The organism is Mycobacterium sp. SMC-4 (genome assembly GCF_050205565.1).
GTDB lineage: Bacteria > Actinomycetota > Actinomycetes > Mycobacteriales > Mycobacteriaceae > Mycobacterium.
This window is the reverse complement of record NZ_JBNMQU010000001.1, coordinates 168,839-185,488: the sequence shown is the minus strand read 5'-3', so window position 1 is coordinate 185,488 and position 16,650 is coordinate 168,839. Positions and strand designations below refer to the sequence as shown.

The following is a 16,650-nucleotide window of genomic DNA, read 5'->3' as shown; positions in this document are numbered from 1 at the left end:
GTATGACATACGCATGGCGGGTGGTCGCCGTGATCGCGACCGGATTCGTGGCGCTGTCGCTGCCCCCGTATCTGCGCGGAGACACCAGAGTCCCGCCGACGTTCGACGGCCATTACCCGATGCTGGTGGCCCACGTGTTGCTCGGCAGCGTGGCGATGGTGGCCGCGGTGCACCAGATCTGGCCGGGCCGGCGACTACGCCACCCGGCCGTGCACCGCGTCGTCGGTCGGGTGTACATGGGCACCGCGATCCCGGCGGCACTGTGCGCGCTGGTGCTCGGCGCCGCGACACCGTTCGGTCCTGTGTTGGCGGTCAGCAACGTCGTGTTGGCCGCTGTGTGGCTGTATTTCACGACCGCCGGCTGGGTGGGCGTTCGCCGGCGCGACATCGCGGCGCACCGGTTCAACATGGCGCTCAGCGTCACCGCGGCGCTGTCGATCATCACCAACAGGGTGTGGAACCCGGTCCTCTTCGTCGCGCTGCAGCCGTTGCAGGCCACGTTGTTTGGCGGCAGCGAGGAGGACTTCCTGCACATGGTCGCCGGTCTCGGCGGCTGGCTGGGGTGGACGGTCCCGGTCGCGACCGTGTACTTCTGGCTGAAATCGCGACCCGTCGGTGTAATCTCCGGGCATGACCGCGGGTTTCAACGGCAAGATCGAGCTCGACATCCGTGACTCGGAGCCCGACTGGGGCCCGTTCGCCGCTCCGACGGCACAGCCGGATTCACCCAACGTGCTCTACCTCGTGTGGGACGACGTCGGAATCGCGACCTGGGACTGCTTCGGTGGGCTGGTCGAGATGCCCACCATGAGCCGCATCGCCGAACGCGGGGTGCGGCTTTCGCAATTCCACACCACCGCTCTGTGCTCGCCGACGCGTGCGTCGCTGCTCACCGGCCGCAATGCGACAACCGTCGGGATGGCCACCATCGAAGAGTTCACCGACGGTTTCCCCAACTGCAACGGACGCATCCCGTTCGACACCGCGCTGCTGTCGGAAGTGTTGGCCGAGAACGGTTACAACACCTACTGCGTGGGCAAGTGGCACCTGACGCCGATCGAGGAGTCGAATCTGGCGTCCACCAAACGGCATTGGCCGCTCTCGCGCGGGTTTGAACGGTTCTACGGTTTCCTCGGCGGCGAAACCGACCAGTGGTATCCGGATCTGGTGTACGACAACCATCCGGTGGCACCGCCGGGGTCCCCGGACGATGGCTACCACCTGTCGAAGGACCTGGCCGACAAGACCATCGAGTTCATCCGTGACGCAAAGGTGATCGCACCCGAGAAGCCGTGGTTCGCCTACGTCTGCCCCGGCGCCGGGCACGCCCCGCACCACGTGTTCAAGGAGTGGGCCGACAAATACGCCGGCAAGTTCGACATGGGCTACGAGCGCTACCGCGAGATCGTGCTGGAGAACCAGAAACGCATGGGTCTGGTCCCGCCGAACACCGAACTGTCACCGCTGAACCCGTACTCCGACGTCACCGGTCCCGATGGTCAGCCGTGGCCGCAGCAGGACACGGTGCGTCCGTGGGACTCCCTCGACGACGACGAGAAGCGGTTGTTCGCCCGCATGGCCGAGGTCTTCGCAGGGTTCCTGTCCTACACCGATGCCCAATTGGGCCGCGTCCTGGACCATCTCGAGGAAACCGGCCAACTGGACAACACCGTGATCGTCGTGATCTCCGACAACGGGGCCAGCGGTGAGGGCGGCCCGAACGGTTCGGTCAACGAGGGGAAGTTCTTCAACGGCTACATCGACACCGTCGAGGAGAGCATGCGTGCCTTCGACGTGCTCGGCAGTCCCGAGACGTTCCCGCACTATCCGATCGGCTGGGCGATGGCGTTCAACACGCCCTACAAGCTCTACAAGCGCTACGCCTCCCATGAGGGCGGGATCGCCGACAGCGCGATCATCTCCTGGCCCAACGGAATTCGAGCCCACGGCGAAGTGCGCGACAACTACGTCAACGTCGCCGACATCACTCCCACCGTCTACGACCTGCTCGAGATCACCCCGCCGGCGACAGTGCGCGGCGTGGCGCAGAAGCCGCTCGACGGCGTCAGTTTCAAAGTGGCCCTGAACAATCCGACTGCTCCCACCGGCAAGGACACACAGTTCTACACCATGCTGGGCACGCGCGGGATCTGGCACCGCGGATGGTTCGCCAATGCCGTGCATCCCGCGTCACCGTCAGGCTGGTCCAACTTCGAGGCCGACCGCTGGGAGCTCTACCACATCGAATCCGACCGCAGCCAATGCCACGATCTGGCCGCCGAACAGCCCGACAAGCTCGCCGAGTTGGTGGCACTGTGGTTCGCCGAAGCCGAGAAGTACAACGGTCTGCCGCTGTCGGACCTCGACGTGCTCGAGACGGTGTCGCGCTGGCGGCCGCACCTGGCCGGGGAGCGCAGCGCCTACACCTACTACCCGGGCACCGCCGACCTCGGTGGCGGTGCGGCCGTCGAACTGCGCGGGCGCTCGTTCGCGGTGTTGGCCGACGTCGCGCTCGACGAGGACGCCGCCGGCGTCGTCGTCAAACACGGTGGGGCACACGGTGGTTACGTGATGTTCCTGCGTGACGGACTGCTGCACTTCACCTACAACTTCCTCGGCGAGACCGAGCAGACGTTGTCGTCCTCCCAGCCCGTCGGACCCGGCCCGCACACCCTGGGATTCGCCTACACCCGCACCGGCACCGTCGAGAACAGTCACACCCCGCTCGGCGACGCGGTGCTCTACGTCGACGGCGCCGAAGTCGCCACATACTCCGGGATGCGCACCATGCCGGTGACTTTCGGGCTCGCCGGCGCGAGCCTGAGCGTTGGACGCAACTCCGGCTCCCCGGTGTCGCGCAGCTACACCCCGCCGTTCCCGTTCGCCGGCGGCACCATCGCCCGCGTCGACGTCAACGTCTCGGGCGCACCGTTCGTCGACCTGGAGCGCGAGTTCGCGCGAGCGTTCGCCCGGGACTGATGACCGAACTCGTCGCGCTGCCCGGCGGGGCGTTCCGGATGGGTTCGACGCGCTTCTATCCGGAGGAGGCTCCGGTGCACACCGTCACCGTGGAGCCGTTCGAGATCGAACGGCACCCGGTGACCAACGCTCAATTCGCCGAGTTCGTCGCCGACACCGGATACCGCACCGTGGCCGAGACCGCGCCGGACCCGGCCCAGTTCCCCGGGGCCTCGCCCGAGGACCTGGTGCCCGGCGCGCTGGTGTTCCGGCCCACCACCGGGCCGGTCGACCTGCGCGACTGGCGGCAGTGGTGGGAATGGGTGCCCGGCGCGTGCTGGCGCGCACCGTTCGGCCCGGGCAGCACCGTCGACGACAAGCCCGACCACCCGGTGGTGTCGGTCTGCTACACCGACGCGGCGGCCTACGCCCGCTGGGCCGGGCGCCGACTGCCCACCGAGGCCGAGTGGGAATTCGCCGCGCATGCCGGCTCGACCAGCACCTACGGGTGGGGCGACGACCCGATGCCGGGCGGGCGGCTGATGGCCAACACCTGGCAGGGCCGGTTCCCGTACCGCAACGAGGGCGCCCTGGGGTGGTGCGGCACGTCGCCGGTCGGCACATTCCCGCCCAACGCGTACGGCCTGGTCGACATGATCGGCAACGTCTGGGAGTGGACCACCACGCGCTTCACCGGCCACCACCGGCTCGGGGCCGCCCCGTCGTGCTGCCCGCCGGAGAACCCCGATCCTGCCGTCAACCAGGCACTCAAGGGCGGATCGCACCTGTGCGCGCCGGAGTACTGTCACCGGTATCGGCCGTCGGCGCGGTCCCCGCAGTCGCAGGACAGCGCCACCACCCACATCGGTTTCCGCTGCGCCCGCTGACCGGCGGAAACCGGGATTTGGCGCATTCGCCGAGCTCACCTAGTATGTACGGGTTGCCTTAGGCAGACCTCGGCCAGCCATGCGGCGGGCCCCGCGTGCCTTTGGGTGACAAAGACCGCGCACGTCAGGGTCGGTAATCCTGCGTGCACACAGTAACCAGGTCAGGAGATCTAGTGATTCAGCAGGAATCGCGGCTCAAGGTCGCCGACAACACGGGCGCCAAGGAGATCTTGTGCATCCGCGTGCTCGGCGGTTCGTCGCGGCGCTACGCCGGCATCGGTGATGTCATCGTGGCGACTGTCAAGGACGCCATCCCCGGCGGCAACGTCAAGCGCGGCGACGTCGTCAAGGCGGTCGTGGTCCGCACCGTCAAGGAGCGCCGCCGCGCCGACGGCAGCTACATCAAGTTCGACGAGAACGCCGCCGTCATCATCAAGAACGACAACGACCCCCGCGGCACCCGCATCTTCGGGCCCGTCGGTCGTGAGCTGCGCGAGAAGCGCTTCATGAAGATCGTCTCGCTTGCCCCGGAGGTGTTGTAGATGAAGGTCCACAAGGGCGACACCGTGCTGGTGATCTCCGGCAAGGACAAGGGAGCCAAGGGCAAGGTCCTGGTGGCGTACCCCGATCGCGAGAAGGTCCTCGTCGAGGGCGTGAACCGGATCAAGAAGCACACCGCGCAGTCGGCCAACGAGCGCGGCGCCTCGTCCGGCGGCATCGTCACCCAGGAGGCGCCGATCGCCGTCTCCAACGTGATGCTGCTCGACTCCGACGGTAAGCCCACCCGCGTCGGCTACCGCATCGACGCCGAGACCGGCAAGAAGGTCCGCGTCGCCAAGACCAATGGCAAGGACATCTGAGATGACCAGCACCGAAACCAAGAGCCTGCCGCGCCTCAAGCAGCGCTACCGCGAAGAGATTCGCGAGACGCTGCAGAAGGAGTTCGGCTACGCCAACGTCATGCAGATCCCGGGCGTGGTGAAGGTCGTCGTGAACATGGGTGTCGGAGACGCCGCCCGCGACGCCAAGCTCATCAACGGCGCCGTCAACGACCTGACCCTGATCACCGGCCAGAAGCCGGAGATCCGTCGGGCCCGCAAGTCCATCGCGCAGTTCAAGCTCCGCGAAGGCATGCCGATCGGTGCCCGCGTCACGCTGCGCGGCGACCGCATGTGGGAGTTCCTGGACCGGCTGATCTCGATCTCGCTGCCGCGTATCCGCGACTTCCGCGGTCTGAACTCCAACCAGTTCGACGGCACCGGCAACTACACCTTCGGGCTGACCGAGCAGTCGGTGTTCCACGAGATCGACGTGGACAGCATCGACCGGCCCCGCGGCATGGACATCACCGTCGTCACCTCGGCGACGAACGACGACGAGGGACGGGCGCTGCTGCGGGCGCTGGGCTTCCCGTTCAAGGAGAAGTAGACACATGGCAAAGAAGGCGCTGGTCATCAAGGCCAACAGGAAGCCGAAGTTCAAGGTGCGGGGCTACACGCGCTGCAACCGTTGCGGCCGGCCGCATTCGGTGTTCCGCAAGTTCGGGTTGTGCCGCATCTGCCTGCGCGAGATGGCGCACGCGGGCGAGCTGCCCGGCGTGCAGAAGTCCAGCTGGTAGCAGCCGGAAACCACAGACCACACACGAAAACAGTTGCGGTAGGCCCGGTCCGGGAACCGCCGCGAGAAAGGTGAACCGGCTGTCATGACCATGACGGATCCGATCGCAGACTTCTTGACACGTCTGCGCAACGCCAATTCGGCGTACCACGACGAAGTGACCTTGCCGCACAGCAAGATCAAGGCCAACATCGCCGAGATCCTCAAGCGCGAGGGATACATCAGCGACTACCGCACCGAGGACGCCCGCGTGGGCAAGTCCCTGGTCGTGCAGCTGAAGTACGGCCCCAGCCGGGAACGCAGCATCGCCGGCCTGCGCCGGGTGTCCAAGCCCGGCCTGCGCGTCTACGCGAAGTCCACCAACCTGCCGCGCGTGCTCGGCGGTCTGGGTGTGGCGATCATTTCCACGTCGTCCGGTCTGAGGACTGACCGCCAGGCGGCCCGCGAGGGCGTCGGCGGCGAGGTCCTCGCGTACGTGTGGTGAGGGAGGGCTAGAACATGTCTCGCATTGGAAAGCAGCCGGTCGTCGTCCCCAACGGCGTCGACGTGACCATCAACGGCCAGAACGTGGCGGTCAAGGGGCCCAAGGGCACGTTGACCCTCGATGTCGCCGAGCCCATCGAGGTCTCGCGTGACGACGAGGGCGCCATCGTGGTGTCCCGCCCGAACGACGAGCGCCGCAACCGCTCGCTGCACGGCCTGTCGCGCACGCTGATCGCCAACCTGGTGACCGGGGTGACCGAGGGTTACACCACCAAGATGGAGATCTTCGGAGTCGGTTACCGCGTGGTGGCCAAGGGCAGCGACCTGGAGTTCGCGCTCGGCTACAGCCACCCGGTCCTGATCAAGGCTCCCGAGGGCGTCACCTTCACGGTCGAGACGCCCACCAAGTTCTCGATCTCGGGAATCGACAAGCAGAAGGTCGGCCAGATCGCGGCCAACATCCGCCGCCTGCGCAAGAGCGACCCCTACAAGGGCAAGGGGATCCGCTACGAGGGCGAGCAGATCCGCCGCAAGGTCGGAAAGACAGGTAAGTAGTCATGGCTACCAAGACTCAAGAAGCCGGTTACAAGCCGGTCGGCAAGAACATCTCCGAGACGCGGCGCACCTCGCGTCTGCGGCGGCACGCCCGCCTGCGCAAGAAGGTCGCCGGCACCGCCGCGCGTCCGCGCCTGGTGGTCAACCGGTCCGCGCGGCACATCCACGTGCAGCTGGTCGACGACGCCCAGGGCGTGACGCTGGCGGCGGCCTCCTCCATCGAGGCCGACGTGCGTGCGCTCGAGGGCGACAAGAAGGCCGCCAGCTCGCGGGTCGGTCAGCTCATCGCCGAGCGTGCCAAGGCCGCCGGCATCGAGGAGGTCGTGTTCGACCGCGGTGGGTACACCTACGGCGGACGGATCGCAGCTCTGGCCGACGCCGCGCGCGAAGGCGGGCTGAAGTTCTGATGAACGCATTGACCGACATGAACCGAACCGGAAGGAATGCATGATGGCCGAGCAGGCTGTGGGAGCCGGCGGGCCGTCGAGCGACGGCCGCGACGGCAGGGGCCGGGGACGCCGCGACGATCGCGGTGGCCGCGGCGGTCGAGACGACCGTGAGAAGAGCAACTACCTCGAGCGCGTGGTGTCGATCAACCGCGTTTCCAAGGTGGTCAAGGGTGGTCGCCGCTTCAGCTTCACCGCGCTGGTGATCGTCGGCGACGGCAAGGGCATGGTCGGCGTCGGCTACGGCAAGGCCAAAGAGGTGCCCGCCGCGATCGCCAAGGGTGTCGAGGAAGCGCGCAAGAACTTCTTCCGGGTTCCGCTCATCGGCGGCACCGTCACCCACCCCGTGCAGGGTGAGGCCGCGGCCGGTGTGGTGCTGCTGCGCCCCGCCAGCCCCGGTACCGGTGTGATCGCCGGCGGCGCTGCGCGTGCGGTGCTGGAATGCGCCGGGGTGCACGACATCCTGGCCAAGTCGCTGGGCAGCGACAACGCGATCAACGTGGTGCACGCGACCGTCGCCGCGTTGAAGATGTTGCAGCGCCCCGAAGAGGTTGCGGCTCGCCGCGGCCTGCCGATCGAGGATGTAGCGCCCGCAGGCATGCTCAAGGCCCGCCGTGAGGCTGAGGCCATGGCCGCCAGCGCTGCGCGTGAGGGAACGGCGTAACAGATGGCAGAGCTCAAGATCACCCAGGTGCGCAGCACCATCGGCGCGCGGTGGAAGCAGCGTGAGACGCTGCGTACGCTGGGCCTGCGCAAGATCCGCCAGTCCGTGGTGCGCGAGGACAACGCGCAGACCCGCGGTCTGATCAAGACCGTGCACCATCTGGTCACGGTTGAGGAGGTCTAGAAATGACGATCAAGCTGCACGATCTGCGGCCCGCGCCCGGCGAGAAGACCGCCAAGACGCGCGTCGGTCGCGGTGAGGGCTCCAAGGGCAAGACCGCCGGCCGCGGCACCAAGGGCACGAAGGCACGCAAGAACGTGCCGGTGATGTTCGAGGGTGGCCAGATGCCGATCCACATGCGGCTGCCCAAGCTCAAGGGCTTCCGCAACCGGTTCCGCACCGAGTACGCGGTGGTCAACGTCGGCGACATCGCCAAGGCGTTCCCGGAAGGGGGGACCGTCGGTGTCGACGAGTTGGTGGCCAAGGGCCTGGTCCGCAAGAACACGCTCGTCAAGGTGCTCGGCGACGGCAAACTGACCGCCAAGGTCGACGTCACCGCGCACAAGTTCAGCGGTTCGGCCCGCGAGGCCATCACCGCCGCCGGTGGCAGCGCCACCGAGCTGTAGAACCCAGCGCTGCACGCGAAAGCCCCTGCTCCGGCAGGGGCTTTCTGCGTCTCTGCGCCCGTAACGCGCGCCGCACCGCGCACGATTACACTGCGCGGGGGAAATCACCTAGGAGCAACCATGATTCGCTACCGTCGCACCGTGGCCGCGGCGATGGTCGCCGCCGGCCTGGCGGCGTTCGGCACGGCTGCGCCTGCCGCAGCCCAACCCGACGACGCCCGCTTCGGCGACGCCGTCGAAGCGCTGGGCATCGACACCAGCCGCATCGCCGATGTGCCCGCGCTCGGGCGTCAGGTGTGCGACCTGCTCACCGCGGGACTGGCCGGCAACGTCAACCCGGTCCCGGTGGTGCGGGGTGTGCGCACGACGCTGCAGAACTCCGGACTGGACCGGGACAAGGCCACCGGCCTCATGCGGGTGTCGGTCAGCGCCTACTGCCCGCAGTACGCGCGTTTCGTCGGTCGCTGACCTGTCGCGGGCCGTCGGTAGGCTCGGCTGATGCATTCTCTGCTGTCCGGGATGCCCGGCTTCGACGATGTTCGCCAGTTGGCACGCAAGATCGACACCGCCCGTCACCAGGGTGTCCCGAACGGCGCCATCCTGGAACTCGATCTGCAGAGTGCGCCGCCGGAGACCGCGGGTTTCGACCCCTTCGCCGTGTTGTCCGGGGTCATCGGGCCGACGAAACCTCTGCTGCTGCGCGAAGCGGTCGCCGCGATCCACCGCGCTGCCGAGGATCCGCGCGTGGCCGGTCTGATCGCCCGCGTGCAGATCACTGCCGCCCCGCCGGGACCGGTCCAGGAGTTGCGCGAAGCCGTCGCCGCTTTCACGGCGCGCAAGCCGTCGCTGGCGTGGGCCGAAACCTACCCCGGCACGCTGTCGTACTACCTGGCCTCGGCGTTCGGTGAGGTGTGGATGCAGCCGTCGGGCACCGTCGGGCTCGTCGGTTTCGCGACCAGCGCCCTGTTCCTGCGCGACGCGCTGGACAAGCTCGGCGTCGAGGCGCAGTTCGTCGCGCGCGGTGAATACAAATCCGCTGCAAATCTTTTCACCGAGCACGGGTACACCGAGGCGCACCGCGAAGCCGACGCCGCGCTGGTGCACAGCCTGCAGTCGCAGGTCTGGGACGCCGTGGCGGCGTCCCGCAACATCGACGTCGCCGCGCTGAACGCGCTGGCCGACCGGGCGCCGCTGCTGCGCGACGACGCCGTGACCGCCGGGCTGATCGACCGCATCGGCTTCCGCGACGAGGCCTACGCGCACATCGCCGAGGTGGACGACGCCGACGCCGACGATGCGCCGCCGCGACTGTTCCTGTCCCGCTATGCCCGGGCCAAGAAGCCGTCGGTGCCGGGATTGAAGAGCCAGCCGAAGATCGCCGTGGTCACGCTGTCCGGGCCGATCGTCAGCGGCCGAGGCGGACGCCAGGTGTCGCCGATGGGCAGCTCGTCGGCCGGCGGGGACACCATCGCCGCCGCGCTGCGCGAAGCCGCCGCCGACGACGACGTCGCCGCGATCGTGTTGCGCGTCGACAGCCCCGGCGGCTCGGTGACCGGTTCGGAGACCATCTGGCGGGAAGTGGCGCGCACCCGTGAGCGCGGCAAGCCGGTGGTGGCGTCGATGGGTGCGGTGGCGGCCTCGGGCGGCTACTACGTGTCGATGGCGGCGGACGCGATCGTCGCCAACCCGGGCACGCTGACCGGCTCGATCGGCGTGGTCACCGGCAAGCTGGTGGCGCGCGGTCTCAAGGATCGGCTCGGCGTCGGCTCGGACACCGTGCGCACCAACGCCAACGCCGACGCGTGGTCGGTCGACGCGCCGTTCACCGAGGACCAGCGGGCCCACGTCGAAGCCGAAGCCGACCTGTTCTACACCGACTTCGTCGCGCGCGTCGCCGAGGGCAGGTCGATGAGCGTCGAGGAGGTCGAGCAGGTGGCCCGCGGCCGGGTGTGGACGGGCGCCGACGCGCACGCCCGCGGTCTGGTCGACGAGCTCGGCGGCTTGCGCACCGCGATCCAGCGCGCCAAGAAGCTGGCCGACATCGACGAGGACACCAGGGTCGCGATCGTGCACCTGCCGGGTTCGTCGCTGCTCGACGTGCTGCGGCCCAAACCATCGTCCCAGCCGGCGGCGGCGCTGTCGGATGCGGTGGCCGCGTTGGCGTTTCGTTCGGTGGCCGACGTGGTCGACCAGACCCAGCGCTCGATGTCCGGGGTCAACGCGTTGTGGCTGGGCCCAACTCGCCTCTGACGTAGATGATCTGGCCGCCCAGCGGATCCTGGCCGGCGGCGTCGGGCGGCAGGGTGCGGCCGAAGCGCGCGAACAGTTCGTCGCGCGGTGTCGTGGTCACCTGCCAGCCCAGGTCGGCCAGGTAGTCGACGACGTGGCTGCGCCGGCCGGCGTACACCAGCGTCGACATGTCCAAATCCAGCCCGTGTTCGCGTAGGGGTTGGGCCAGTGTCTTCGCCTTCTCGGTGTCGAAGTCGACGATGCCCGGCACGTATTCGGTGGACACCGTCGACCCGGGGGCGGACTGCACGGTGATGCGGTCGAAGAGCAGATCCTGGGCCTCGGGCGGTAAGTAGATCAGCAGACCTTCGGCCAGCCACGCCGTCGGCGCCGACGCGTCGAAACCTGCGTCCGCCAACGCCTGCGGCCAGTCCTGGCGCAGGTCGACGGCCACGGTGCGCCGGGCCGCGCGTGGTTGCGCACCGAGCTCGGTCAGTGTCTGCGTCTTGAAGTCGATGACGCGGGGCTGGTCGAGTTCGTAGACCACCGTGTCGGTCGGCAGGTCCAACCGGTAGGCGCGTGCGTCCAGACCCGAGGCCAGGATCACCACCTGTCGGACGCCGGCCCGCGTGGATGCCAGCACGCTGTCGTCGAAGAAGCGGGTGCGCACCGCCATCCCGTCGATCATCGCCTGCACGCGCTCGGGGGAGGTGTCGGGGAACAGCGACAGGTCGAGTTCCCCGTCGAGCATCTTGACGAAGAAGTCCAGGCCGACCGCGCGCACCAGCGGGTCGGCGAACGGATCGTCGATCAGCGGGTCGGCGTCGGCGCTGGCCAGCGCCCGGGCGGCGGCGACCATCGTGGCGGTGGCGCCCACGCTGGAGGCCAGGTCCCAGGTGTCGTCCTCTTGGCGGGCCACGGCGTCAGCCCAACCGGGCGGTGAGGTAGCCGGAGTCGCCGATCATCGCCATCAGGTCGTTCTTCGGCGGTTCGAACCCGTTCGCGGAGTAGGCCTGCGCGGTCGGCAGGATGTCGACCTGCCAGCCCTGGCCCTGCAGGTGTTCGGCGGCCGACGTGCGGGGGCCGTTGTAGAACAGCTCCTCGAGGTTGACGTCGCTGCCGTGCCGGCGGGCCCGCTCGGTCATGGCCTTGGCCCAGTCGCCGGTCAACGCCTGGGCGTCCATGTGTTCGGTGGCCAGCCGGCTACCGGGGGCACTGAGGGCGGTGATGTGGTCGAGCAGCCGGTCCTGCGCGTCCGGCGGCAGATAGACCAGCAGGCCCTCGGCGATCCATGCCGTCGGCACGGTGTCGTCGAAACCGCGCTGACGTAACGCGCCGGCCCAGTCGTCACGCAGGTCGATCCCCACGGTGCGCCGTTCGGCGGCCGGGGTCGCGCCCGCATCGGCGAGCACGCGGGTCTTGAACTCGATCACGCTGGGCTGGTCGATCTCGAAGACGACGGTGCCGGCCGGCCAGCGCAGGCGGTAGGCGCGGGTGTCCAGTCCGGACGCCAGGATCACCGCCTGGGTGATGCCGTCGGCGGTGGCGGCGGTGAAGAAGTCGTCGAAGAACCGCGTACGCACCGCGATCTGTTCGCGCATCAGTTGGGCGCCGAAGAGCGGATCGGAGTCGAAGTCGATCTCGCCGCGGGCGACCTTGATGAAGTGCGGCAGACCGACCGCCTCGACCAGGACAGCGGCGTAGGGATCGTCGATCAGCGGTTCGGGTCCGCGGCTGGCGAATGCCCGCGTCGAGGCGACCGACGTCGCGGTGGCCCCCACGCTCGAGGCCAGATCCCAGGTGTCGCGTTCGGTTCGTGCCATCGCGCTGTCAGCCCCTTCTACTTCTGCGCCGTCACGTAGACGACCTCGGCGAATCCTTCGTCGGTGTCCAGCCGCTGCAACCCGTAGCGCTGCAACAGGTCGTTGGTCGGCACGGCTTCGACCGTCCATCCCTGCTCTGTGAGGTACCCCGGGAGCTCGGCGCGTTCACCGAGGAACACGAGCTCGGAGAAGTCCAGATCGAAGCCGTGGGCACGCCACAGGTCGGTGGAGGCCTGCATGCGCTCGCGGACCTCCTCGGGGTCCACGCCCTGATGGCTGGGCACACCTTCGGCGGCCAGCCGGCTGCCGGCAGGGCTGAGCGCGAAGATCTGATCGAGCAGGCGGTCCTGGGCTTCCGGCGGCAGGTAGCCGAACAGACCCTCGGCGATCCACGCCGTCGGCCGGGTGGCGTCGAACCCGGCGGCGGCCAACGCGGCCGGCCAGTCCTGGCGCAGGTCCACGGCCACGGTGCGCAGATCCACCGTCGGCCTTGCGCCCAGCTGCGCCAACGTTCGACTCTTGAAGGCGATCACGTCGGGCTGGTCCACCTCGAACAGGACCGCGCCGGCCGGCCAGTCCAGCCGGTAGGCCCGCGCGTCGAGCCCGGCGGCGGGGATCACGGCCTGGGTGACGCCGTCGGCGGTAGCGGCGGCGAAGAAGTCGTCGAAGAAGCGGGTGCGTGCGGCCATCCCGTCGGCGAAGCGGCTCATCCCGACCGGCGACTGGCCGTCCTGCACGTCGAGATCGGAGGGGGTGAGGTCCCCGCCGGCCAGCCGGGTGAAGAAGTCGACGCCGACGGCGCGTACCAGCGGCTCGGCGAACGGATCGTCGATCACCGGATCGTCGGCCCGCGACGCGACCGCGCGGGCTGCGGCGACCAGGGTGGCCGTGGCACCGACGCTGGACGCCAGATCCCAGGTGTCATCGTTACTGCGGGGCATGCGGACACCCTTCACAAACTAGTTAGCTGCGTTAATGGAATACCACGACTGTACGCTTCTGATTTGGGGACAACGGAGTTGCAACTGTTAGTCTCGTAGACTGTTTGAACGCGTGACTTGCGCAGGCCGAATGCCTGCTCGTGCCGTCGCGCGCACGACTTAACGCCCACGCTGGTCACGCCAGCCACATGAGCACGCCGCGATCGACAACTCGGCCGTGCAGGAGGAAAGAGTGCTCTCGGCTTTCATCTCATCACTGCGAACAGCCGATCTGAGGCGAAAGATCCTGTTCACCCTCGGCGTCGTGATCCTCTACCGCGTCGGTGCAGCGATCCCGTCCCCGGGCGTCAACTACCCCAACATCCAGCAGTGCATCGCCGACGTCAGTGGCGGTGAGTCGGGGCAGATCTACTCGCTGATCAACCTGTTCTCCGGTGGCGCCCTGCTGCAGTTGACGGTGTTTGCCGTGGGCGTGATGCCCTACATCACGGCCAGCATCATCGTGCAGCTGCTCACCGTGGTGATCCCGCGCTTCGAGCAGCTGCGCAAGGAAGGGCAGGCCGGTCAGGCCAAGATGACGCAGTACACGCGTTATCTGTCGATCGCGTTGGCCATCCTCCAGGCCACCAGCATCGTCGCGCTCGCCGCCAACGGCGGGCTGCTGCAGGGCTGCACGCTGGACATCATCGAGGGCCAGAGCGAGGGCCTGAACATCTTCACGCTCGTGGTGATCGTGCTGGTCATGACGGCCGGCGCGGCGCTGGTGATGTGGATGGGCGAGCTGGTCACCGAGCGCGGCATCGGCAACGGCATGTCGCTGCTGATCTTCGCCGGCATCGCGGCCCGCATCCCGGTCGAGGGCAACATGATCCTCGAGGACCGCGGCGGGCTGGTCTTCGCGATGGTCTGTGTTGCGGCCCTGGCCATCCTGGTCGCGGTGGTGTTCGTCGAGCAGGGTCAGCGCCGTATCCCGGTGCAGTACGCCAAGCGCATGGTCGGACGTCGCATGTACGGCGGCACCTCGACCTACCTGCCGCTGAAGGTCAACCAGGCCGGCGTCATCCCGGTCATCTTCGCGTCCTCGTTGATCTACATTCCGCACCTGATCAGCCAGTTGGTGGCCAGTGCCAGCGACAGCACCGAGACCAGCTGGTGGCAGACCTTCATCGCGGAGAATCTGACCAACCCGGCCGACCCGATCTACATCGGCATCTACTTCGGCCTGATCGTCTTCTTCACGTACTTTTATGTGTCGATCTCGTTCAACCCCGACGAACGCGCCGACGAGATGAAGAAGTACGGCGGCTTCATCCCGGGTATCCGCCCCGGTAAGGCCACCGCCGACTACCTGAGGTTCGTGCTGTCACGCATCACGCTGCCCGGCTCGATCTATCTGGGTGTGGTGGCCGTGTTGCCCAACCTGTTCCTGCAGATGGGCAGCGGTGCGACTCTGCAGAACCTGCCGTTCGGCGGCGTCGCGGTGCTGATCATGATCGGCGTCGGCCTGGACACCATCAAGCAAATCGAAAGCCAGCTGATGCAGCGCAACTACGAAGGCTTTTTGAAGTGAGAGAAGGGCTCGGAAAGTTGAGAATCGTGTTGTTGGGGCCGCCCGGCGCAGGCAAGGGAACGCAGGCGCAGAGGTTGGCCGAGAAGCTCGACGTTCCCCATGTCTCGACCGGCGACCTGTTCCGGTTCAACATCACCAACGGCACTGAGCTCGGCCTGGAGGCCAAGAAGTACCTCGACGCCGGCGACCTGGTCCCCGCGACGCTGACCAACGCGCTCGTCGACGACCGCCTCGACGACGAGGACGCCGCCAAGGGGTTCATCCTGGACGGCTTCCCGCGCTCGGTCGAGCAGGCCAAGGCGCTCGACGCGATGCTCGAGAAGCGCAAACTGTCGCTGGACGCAGTGCTGGAGTTCCGGGTGCCGGAAGAGGAACTGGTCAGCCGGCTCAAAGGCCGTGGCCGCGAGGACGACACCGAGGACGTCATCCGCAACCGGTTCAAGGTGTACCGCGACGAGACCGCTCCGCTGCTCGACTACTACCGCGACTCGGTGACCAGCGTCGACGCGGTCGGTGAGCTCGACGTGGTGTTCGACCGCGCCCTCAAGGCGCTCGGCCGCTAGATGGTCTCGCTGCCCGGCTTGCGTAGCCGCAAGGTCGTTCCCCAGCGCACCGCCGGGGAGCTCGACGCGATGGCCGCGGCCGGTTCGCTGGTCGCCGCGGCGCTGCGTGCCGTGCGTGCGGCTGCGGCTCCGGGCGTGTCCACGCTGGAACTCGACGCCGTCGCCGAGTCCGTCATCCGTGACGGCGGCGCGATCCCGTCGTTCCTGGGCTACCACGGTTTCCCGGCCACGATCTGCGCATCGGTCAACGACCGCGTCGTACATGGCATCCCGACCGCGGCGGAGATCCTGGCCGAGGGGGATCTGGTGTCCATCGACTGCGGCGCGATCCTGGACGGTTGGCACGGCGACTCGGCGTTCACGTTCAGCGTCGGCGCGGCCCGGGCCGACGACCAGGCGCTGTCGGACGCCACGCGGGAATCCATGGGGGCCGGCATCGCGGCGATGGTGCCCGGCAACCGGCTCACCGACGTCTCGCATGCCATCGAGCAGGGGACGCGCGCCGCGGAGAAGCGGCACGGCCGGCAGTTCGGCATCGTCGCCGGCTACGGCGGGCACGGCATCGGCCGCGAGATGCACATGGACCCGTTCCTGCCCAACGAGGGCTCGCCCGGGCGCGGTCCCTACCTGGCGACGGGCTCGGTGCTGGCGATCGAGCCGATGCTGACGCTGGGCACCAAGCGCACCGTGGTGCTCGACGACGAGTGGACCGTGGTGACCGCCGACGGGTCACGCGCGGCGCACTGGGAGCACACCGTCGCGGTCACCGACGACGGACCGCGCATCCTGACGGCGTGACCAACCGGGACCCGATCGCGGTCGCGCGCGCCAACTGGGAGAGCAGCGGTTGGGGCGACGTCGCCGACGGGATGGTCGCGGTGACGTCGGTGATGCGGGCCCATCAGATTCTGCTGGCCCGCGTGGAGAACGCGCTGCGGCCCTACGACCTGAGCTTCTCCCGGTACGAGCTGCTGCGGCTGCTGGCGTTCAGCCGCACCGGTGCCTTGCCGATCACCAAAGCCTCCGACCGACTGCAGGTCCACGTCACCAGCGTCACCCACGCGATCCGGCGGTTGGAGGCCGACGGGCTGGTCGAACGGTTGCCGCATCCCACGGACGGCCGCACCACGCTGGTGCGGATCACCGACCTGGGCCGCTCCACCGTGGAGGACGCCACGGTCACGCTGAACAACGACGTCTTCGCCGACATCGGCATGTCCGAGGAGGAGTCGCGGGCACTGGCCGCGTCGATCCAGACACTGCGCCGCAATGCCGGCGACTTCTGAGG

22 protein-coding genes are annotated in these 16,650 nt (G+C 68.2%); 19 read left to right on the top strand and 3 right to left on the bottom strand.

Annotated features, from left to right (window positions below; all coding sequences use genetic code 11):
* Positions 1–2: 2 nt before the first annotated feature.
* The 15 genes from ACQI46_RS00895 to sppA all read left to right on the top strand — a co-directional run bounded on the left by ACQI46_RS00895 (position 3) and on the right by sppA (position 10,486).
* Complete coding sequence (locus tag ACQI46_RS00895; protein WP_427092061.1) at positions 3–674, top strand: DUF2306 domain-containing protein; 672 nt, start codon at positions 3–5, stop codon at positions 672–674.
* Positions 631–2,979, top strand: a complete 2,349-nt coding sequence (locus ACQI46_RS00890) for an arylsulfatase (protein WP_427092060.1) — start codon at positions 631–633, stop codon at positions 2,977–2,979. The genes ACQI46_RS00895 and ACQI46_RS00890 overlap by 44 nt, the downstream gene beginning before the upstream one ends.
* Complete coding sequence (locus ACQI46_RS00885; RefSeq protein WP_427092059.1) at positions 2,979–3,845, top strand: formylglycine-generating enzyme family protein; 867 nt, start codon at positions 2,979–2,981, stop codon at positions 3,843–3,845. The genes ACQI46_RS00890 and ACQI46_RS00885 overlap by 1 nt, the downstream gene beginning before the upstream one ends.
* Positions 3,846–4,018: 173 nt before the next feature.
* Positions 4,019–4,387 carry a 50S ribosomal protein L14 gene (rplN, locus tag ACQI46_RS00880; RefSeq protein WP_014814254.1) on the top strand — a complete coding sequence of 123 codons (369 nt, stop codon included), beginning with the start codon at positions 4,019–4,021 and terminating at the stop codon, positions 4,385–4,387.
* Positions 4,388–4,705, top strand: a complete 318-nt coding sequence (gene rplX / locus ACQI46_RS00875) for a 50S ribosomal protein L24 (RefSeq protein ID WP_427092058.1) — start codon at positions 4,388–4,390, stop codon at positions 4,703–4,705.
* A gap of 1 nt (position 4,706) precedes the next feature.
* The gene (gene rplE / locus ACQI46_RS00870; protein ID WP_427092057.1) at positions 4,707–5,273 is read left to right on the top strand and encodes a 50S ribosomal protein L5; all 567 of its coding nucleotides are present in this window, start codon (positions 4,707–4,709) and stop codon (positions 5,271–5,273) included.
* Positions 5,274–5,277: 4 nt separating this feature from the next.
* The gene (locus ACQI46_RS00865; protein ID WP_427092056.1) at positions 5,278–5,463 is read left to right on the top strand and encodes a type Z 30S ribosomal protein S14; all 186 of its coding nucleotides are present in this window, start codon (positions 5,278–5,280) and stop codon (positions 5,461–5,463) included.
* Between the two features lie 84 nt (positions 5,464–5,547).
* Positions 5,548–5,946: a 30S ribosomal protein S8 gene (gene rpsH, locus ACQI46_RS00860; RefSeq protein WP_098002479.1), complete on the top strand. Its 399-nt coding sequence runs from the start codon at positions 5,548–5,550 to the stop codon at positions 5,944–5,946.
* Between the two features lie 14 nt (positions 5,947–5,960).
* Complete coding sequence (rplF, locus tag ACQI46_RS00855) at positions 5,961–6,500, top strand: 50S ribosomal protein L6 (protein WP_427092055.1); 540 nt, start codon at positions 5,961–5,963, stop codon at positions 6,498–6,500.
* Between the two features lie 2 nt (positions 6,501–6,502).
* Positions 6,503–6,907 (top strand): 50S ribosomal protein L18, encoded by a 405-nt coding sequence (gene rplR, locus ACQI46_RS00850; protein ID WP_427092054.1) that lies wholly within the window; start codon positions 6,503–6,505, stop codon positions 6,905–6,907.
* 43 nt (positions 6,908–6,950) lie between these two features.
* On the top strand, positions 6,951–7,610 hold the full coding sequence (gene rpsE, locus ACQI46_RS00845) for a 30S ribosomal protein S5 (protein ID WP_427092764.1): 660 nt from the start codon (positions 6,951–6,953) through the stop codon (positions 7,608–7,610).
* 3 nt (positions 7,611–7,613) lie between these two features.
* Complete coding sequence (rpmD, locus tag ACQI46_RS00840; protein ID WP_043405808.1) at positions 7,614–7,793, top strand: 50S ribosomal protein L30; 180 nt, start codon at positions 7,614–7,616, stop codon at positions 7,791–7,793.
* A 2-nt stretch (positions 7,794–7,795) separates the two neighbouring features.
* Positions 7,796–8,236 (top strand): 50S ribosomal protein L15, encoded by a 441-nt coding sequence (gene rplO, locus ACQI46_RS00835; RefSeq protein ID WP_427092053.1) that lies wholly within the window; start codon positions 7,796–7,798, stop codon positions 8,234–8,236.
* A gap of 120 nt (positions 8,237–8,356) precedes the next feature.
* Positions 8,357–8,704, top strand: coding sequence for a DUF732 domain-containing protein (locus tag ACQI46_RS00830; RefSeq protein ID WP_427092052.1), 348 nt, complete (start codon positions 8,357–8,359; stop codon positions 8,702–8,704).
* Between the two features lie 30 nt (positions 8,705–8,734).
* The gene (sppA, locus tag ACQI46_RS00825) at positions 8,735–10,486 is read left to right on the top strand and encodes a signal peptide peptidase SppA (RefSeq protein WP_427092051.1); all 1,752 of its coding nucleotides are present in this window, start codon (positions 8,735–8,737) and stop codon (positions 10,484–10,486) included.
* Here sppA and ACQI46_RS00820 read toward each other — a convergent pair.
* From ACQI46_RS00820 to ACQI46_RS00810, 3 genes are read right to left on the bottom strand one after another with little or no spacing between them, the layout of a single operon-like run.
* Positions 10,452–11,384: a class I SAM-dependent methyltransferase gene (locus tag ACQI46_RS00820; protein WP_427092050.1), complete on the bottom strand. Its 933-nt coding sequence runs from the start codon at positions 11,382–11,384 to the stop codon at positions 10,452–10,454. The genes sppA and ACQI46_RS00820 overlap by 35 nt on opposite strands.
* A gap of 4 nt (positions 11,385–11,388) precedes the next feature.
* A complete protein-coding gene (locus tag ACQI46_RS00815) occupies positions 11,389–12,288 on the bottom strand; it encodes a class I SAM-dependent methyltransferase (RefSeq protein ID WP_427092049.1) in 900 nt (299 codons plus the stop codon).
* Between the two features lie 17 nt (positions 12,289–12,305).
* Positions 12,306–13,229, bottom strand: coding sequence for an SAM-dependent methyltransferase (locus ACQI46_RS00810; protein ID WP_427092048.1), 924 nt, complete (start codon positions 13,227–13,229; stop codon positions 12,306–12,308).
* 232 nt (positions 13,230–13,461) lie between these two features.
* Here ACQI46_RS00810 and secY point away from each other — a divergent pair, with 232 nt between their 5' ends.
* From secY to ACQI46_RS00790, 4 genes are read left to right on the top strand one after another with little or no spacing between them, the layout of a single operon-like run.
* Positions 13,462–14,799 carry a preprotein translocase subunit SecY gene (gene secY, locus ACQI46_RS00805; RefSeq protein WP_427092047.1) on the top strand — a complete coding sequence of 446 codons (1,338 nt, stop codon included), beginning with the start codon at positions 13,462–13,464 and terminating at the stop codon, positions 14,797–14,799.
* 17 nt (positions 14,800–14,816) lie between these two features.
* Positions 14,817–15,362 carry an adenylate kinase gene (locus tag ACQI46_RS00800; RefSeq protein WP_427092763.1) on the top strand — a complete coding sequence of 182 codons (546 nt, stop codon included), beginning with the start codon at positions 14,817–14,819 and terminating at the stop codon, positions 15,360–15,362.
* Positions 15,363–16,160 (top strand): type I methionyl aminopeptidase, encoded by a 798-nt coding sequence (gene map / locus ACQI46_RS00795; RefSeq protein WP_427092046.1) that lies wholly within the window; start codon positions 15,363–15,365, stop codon positions 16,158–16,160.
* Positions 16,157–16,648 carry a MarR family winged helix-turn-helix transcriptional regulator gene (locus ACQI46_RS00790; protein WP_427092045.1) on the top strand — a complete coding sequence of 164 codons (492 nt, stop codon included), beginning with the start codon at positions 16,157–16,159 and terminating at the stop codon, positions 16,646–16,648. Before map ends, ACQI46_RS00790 begins: the two co-directional genes overlap by 4 nt.
* Positions 16,649–16,650 lie beyond the last annotated feature (2 nt).

Bases quoted from the DNA above. Each gene is read 5' to 3' on its own strand.
- rplX (WP_427092058.1), top strand. From the start codon at position 4,388: ATGAAGGTCCACAAGGGCGACACCGTGCTGGTGATCTCCGGCAAGGAC.
- rplO (WP_427092053.1), top strand. From the start codon at position 7,796: ATGACGATCAAGCTGCACGATCTGCGGCCCGCGCCCGGCGAGAAGACC.
- map (WP_427092046.1), top strand. From the start codon at position 15,363: ATGGTCTCGCTGCCCGGCTTGCGTAGCCGCAAGGTCGTTCCCCAGCGC.
- ACQI46_RS00810 (WP_427092048.1), bottom strand. From the start codon at position 13,229: ATGCCCCGCAGTAACGATGACACCTGGGATCTGGCGTCCAGCGTCGGT.
- ACQI46_RS00890 (WP_427092060.1), top strand. From the start codon at position 631: ATGACCGCGGGTTTCAACGGCAAGATCGAGCTCGACATCCGTGACTCG.
- rplE (WP_427092057.1), top strand. From the start codon at position 4,707: ATGACCAGCACCGAAACCAAGAGCCTGCCGCGCCTCAAGCAGCGCTAC.
- rplF (WP_427092055.1), top strand. From the start codon at position 5,961: ATGTCTCGCATTGGAAAGCAGCCGGTCGTCGTCCCCAACGGCGTCGAC.
- ACQI46_RS00830 (WP_427092052.1), top strand. From the start codon at position 8,357: ATGATTCGCTACCGTCGCACCGTGGCCGCGGCGATGGTCGCCGCCGGC.
- ACQI46_RS00885 (WP_427092059.1), top strand. From the start codon at position 2,979: ATGACCGAACTCGTCGCGCTGCCCGGCGGGGCGTTCCGGATGGGTTCG.
- rpsH (WP_098002479.1), top strand. From the start codon at position 5,548: ATGACCATGACGGATCCGATCGCAGACTTCTTGACACGTCTGCGCAAC.
- ACQI46_RS00865 (WP_427092056.1), top strand. From the start codon at position 5,278: ATGGCAAAGAAGGCGCTGGTCATCAAGGCCAACAGGAAGCCGAAGTTC.
- sppA (WP_427092051.1), top strand. From the start codon at position 8,735: ATGCATTCTCTGCTGTCCGGGATGCCCGGCTTCGACGATGTTCGCCAG.
- ACQI46_RS00815 (WP_427092049.1), bottom strand. From the start codon at position 12,288: ATGGCACGAACCGAACGCGACACCTGGGATCTGGCCTCGAGCGTGGGG.
- rplR (WP_427092054.1), top strand. From the start codon at position 6,503: ATGGCTACCAAGACTCAAGAAGCCGGTTACAAGCCGGTCGGCAAGAAC.
- rpsE (WP_427092764.1), top strand. From the start codon at position 6,951: ATGGCCGAGCAGGCTGTGGGAGCCGGCGGGCCGTCGAGCGACGGCCGC.
- ACQI46_RS00895 (WP_427092061.1), top strand. From the start codon at position 3: ATGACATACGCATGGCGGGTGGTCGCCGTGATCGCGACCGGATTCGTG.
- rpmD (WP_043405808.1), top strand. From the start codon at position 7,614: ATGGCAGAGCTCAAGATCACCCAGGTGCGCAGCACCATCGGCGCGCGG.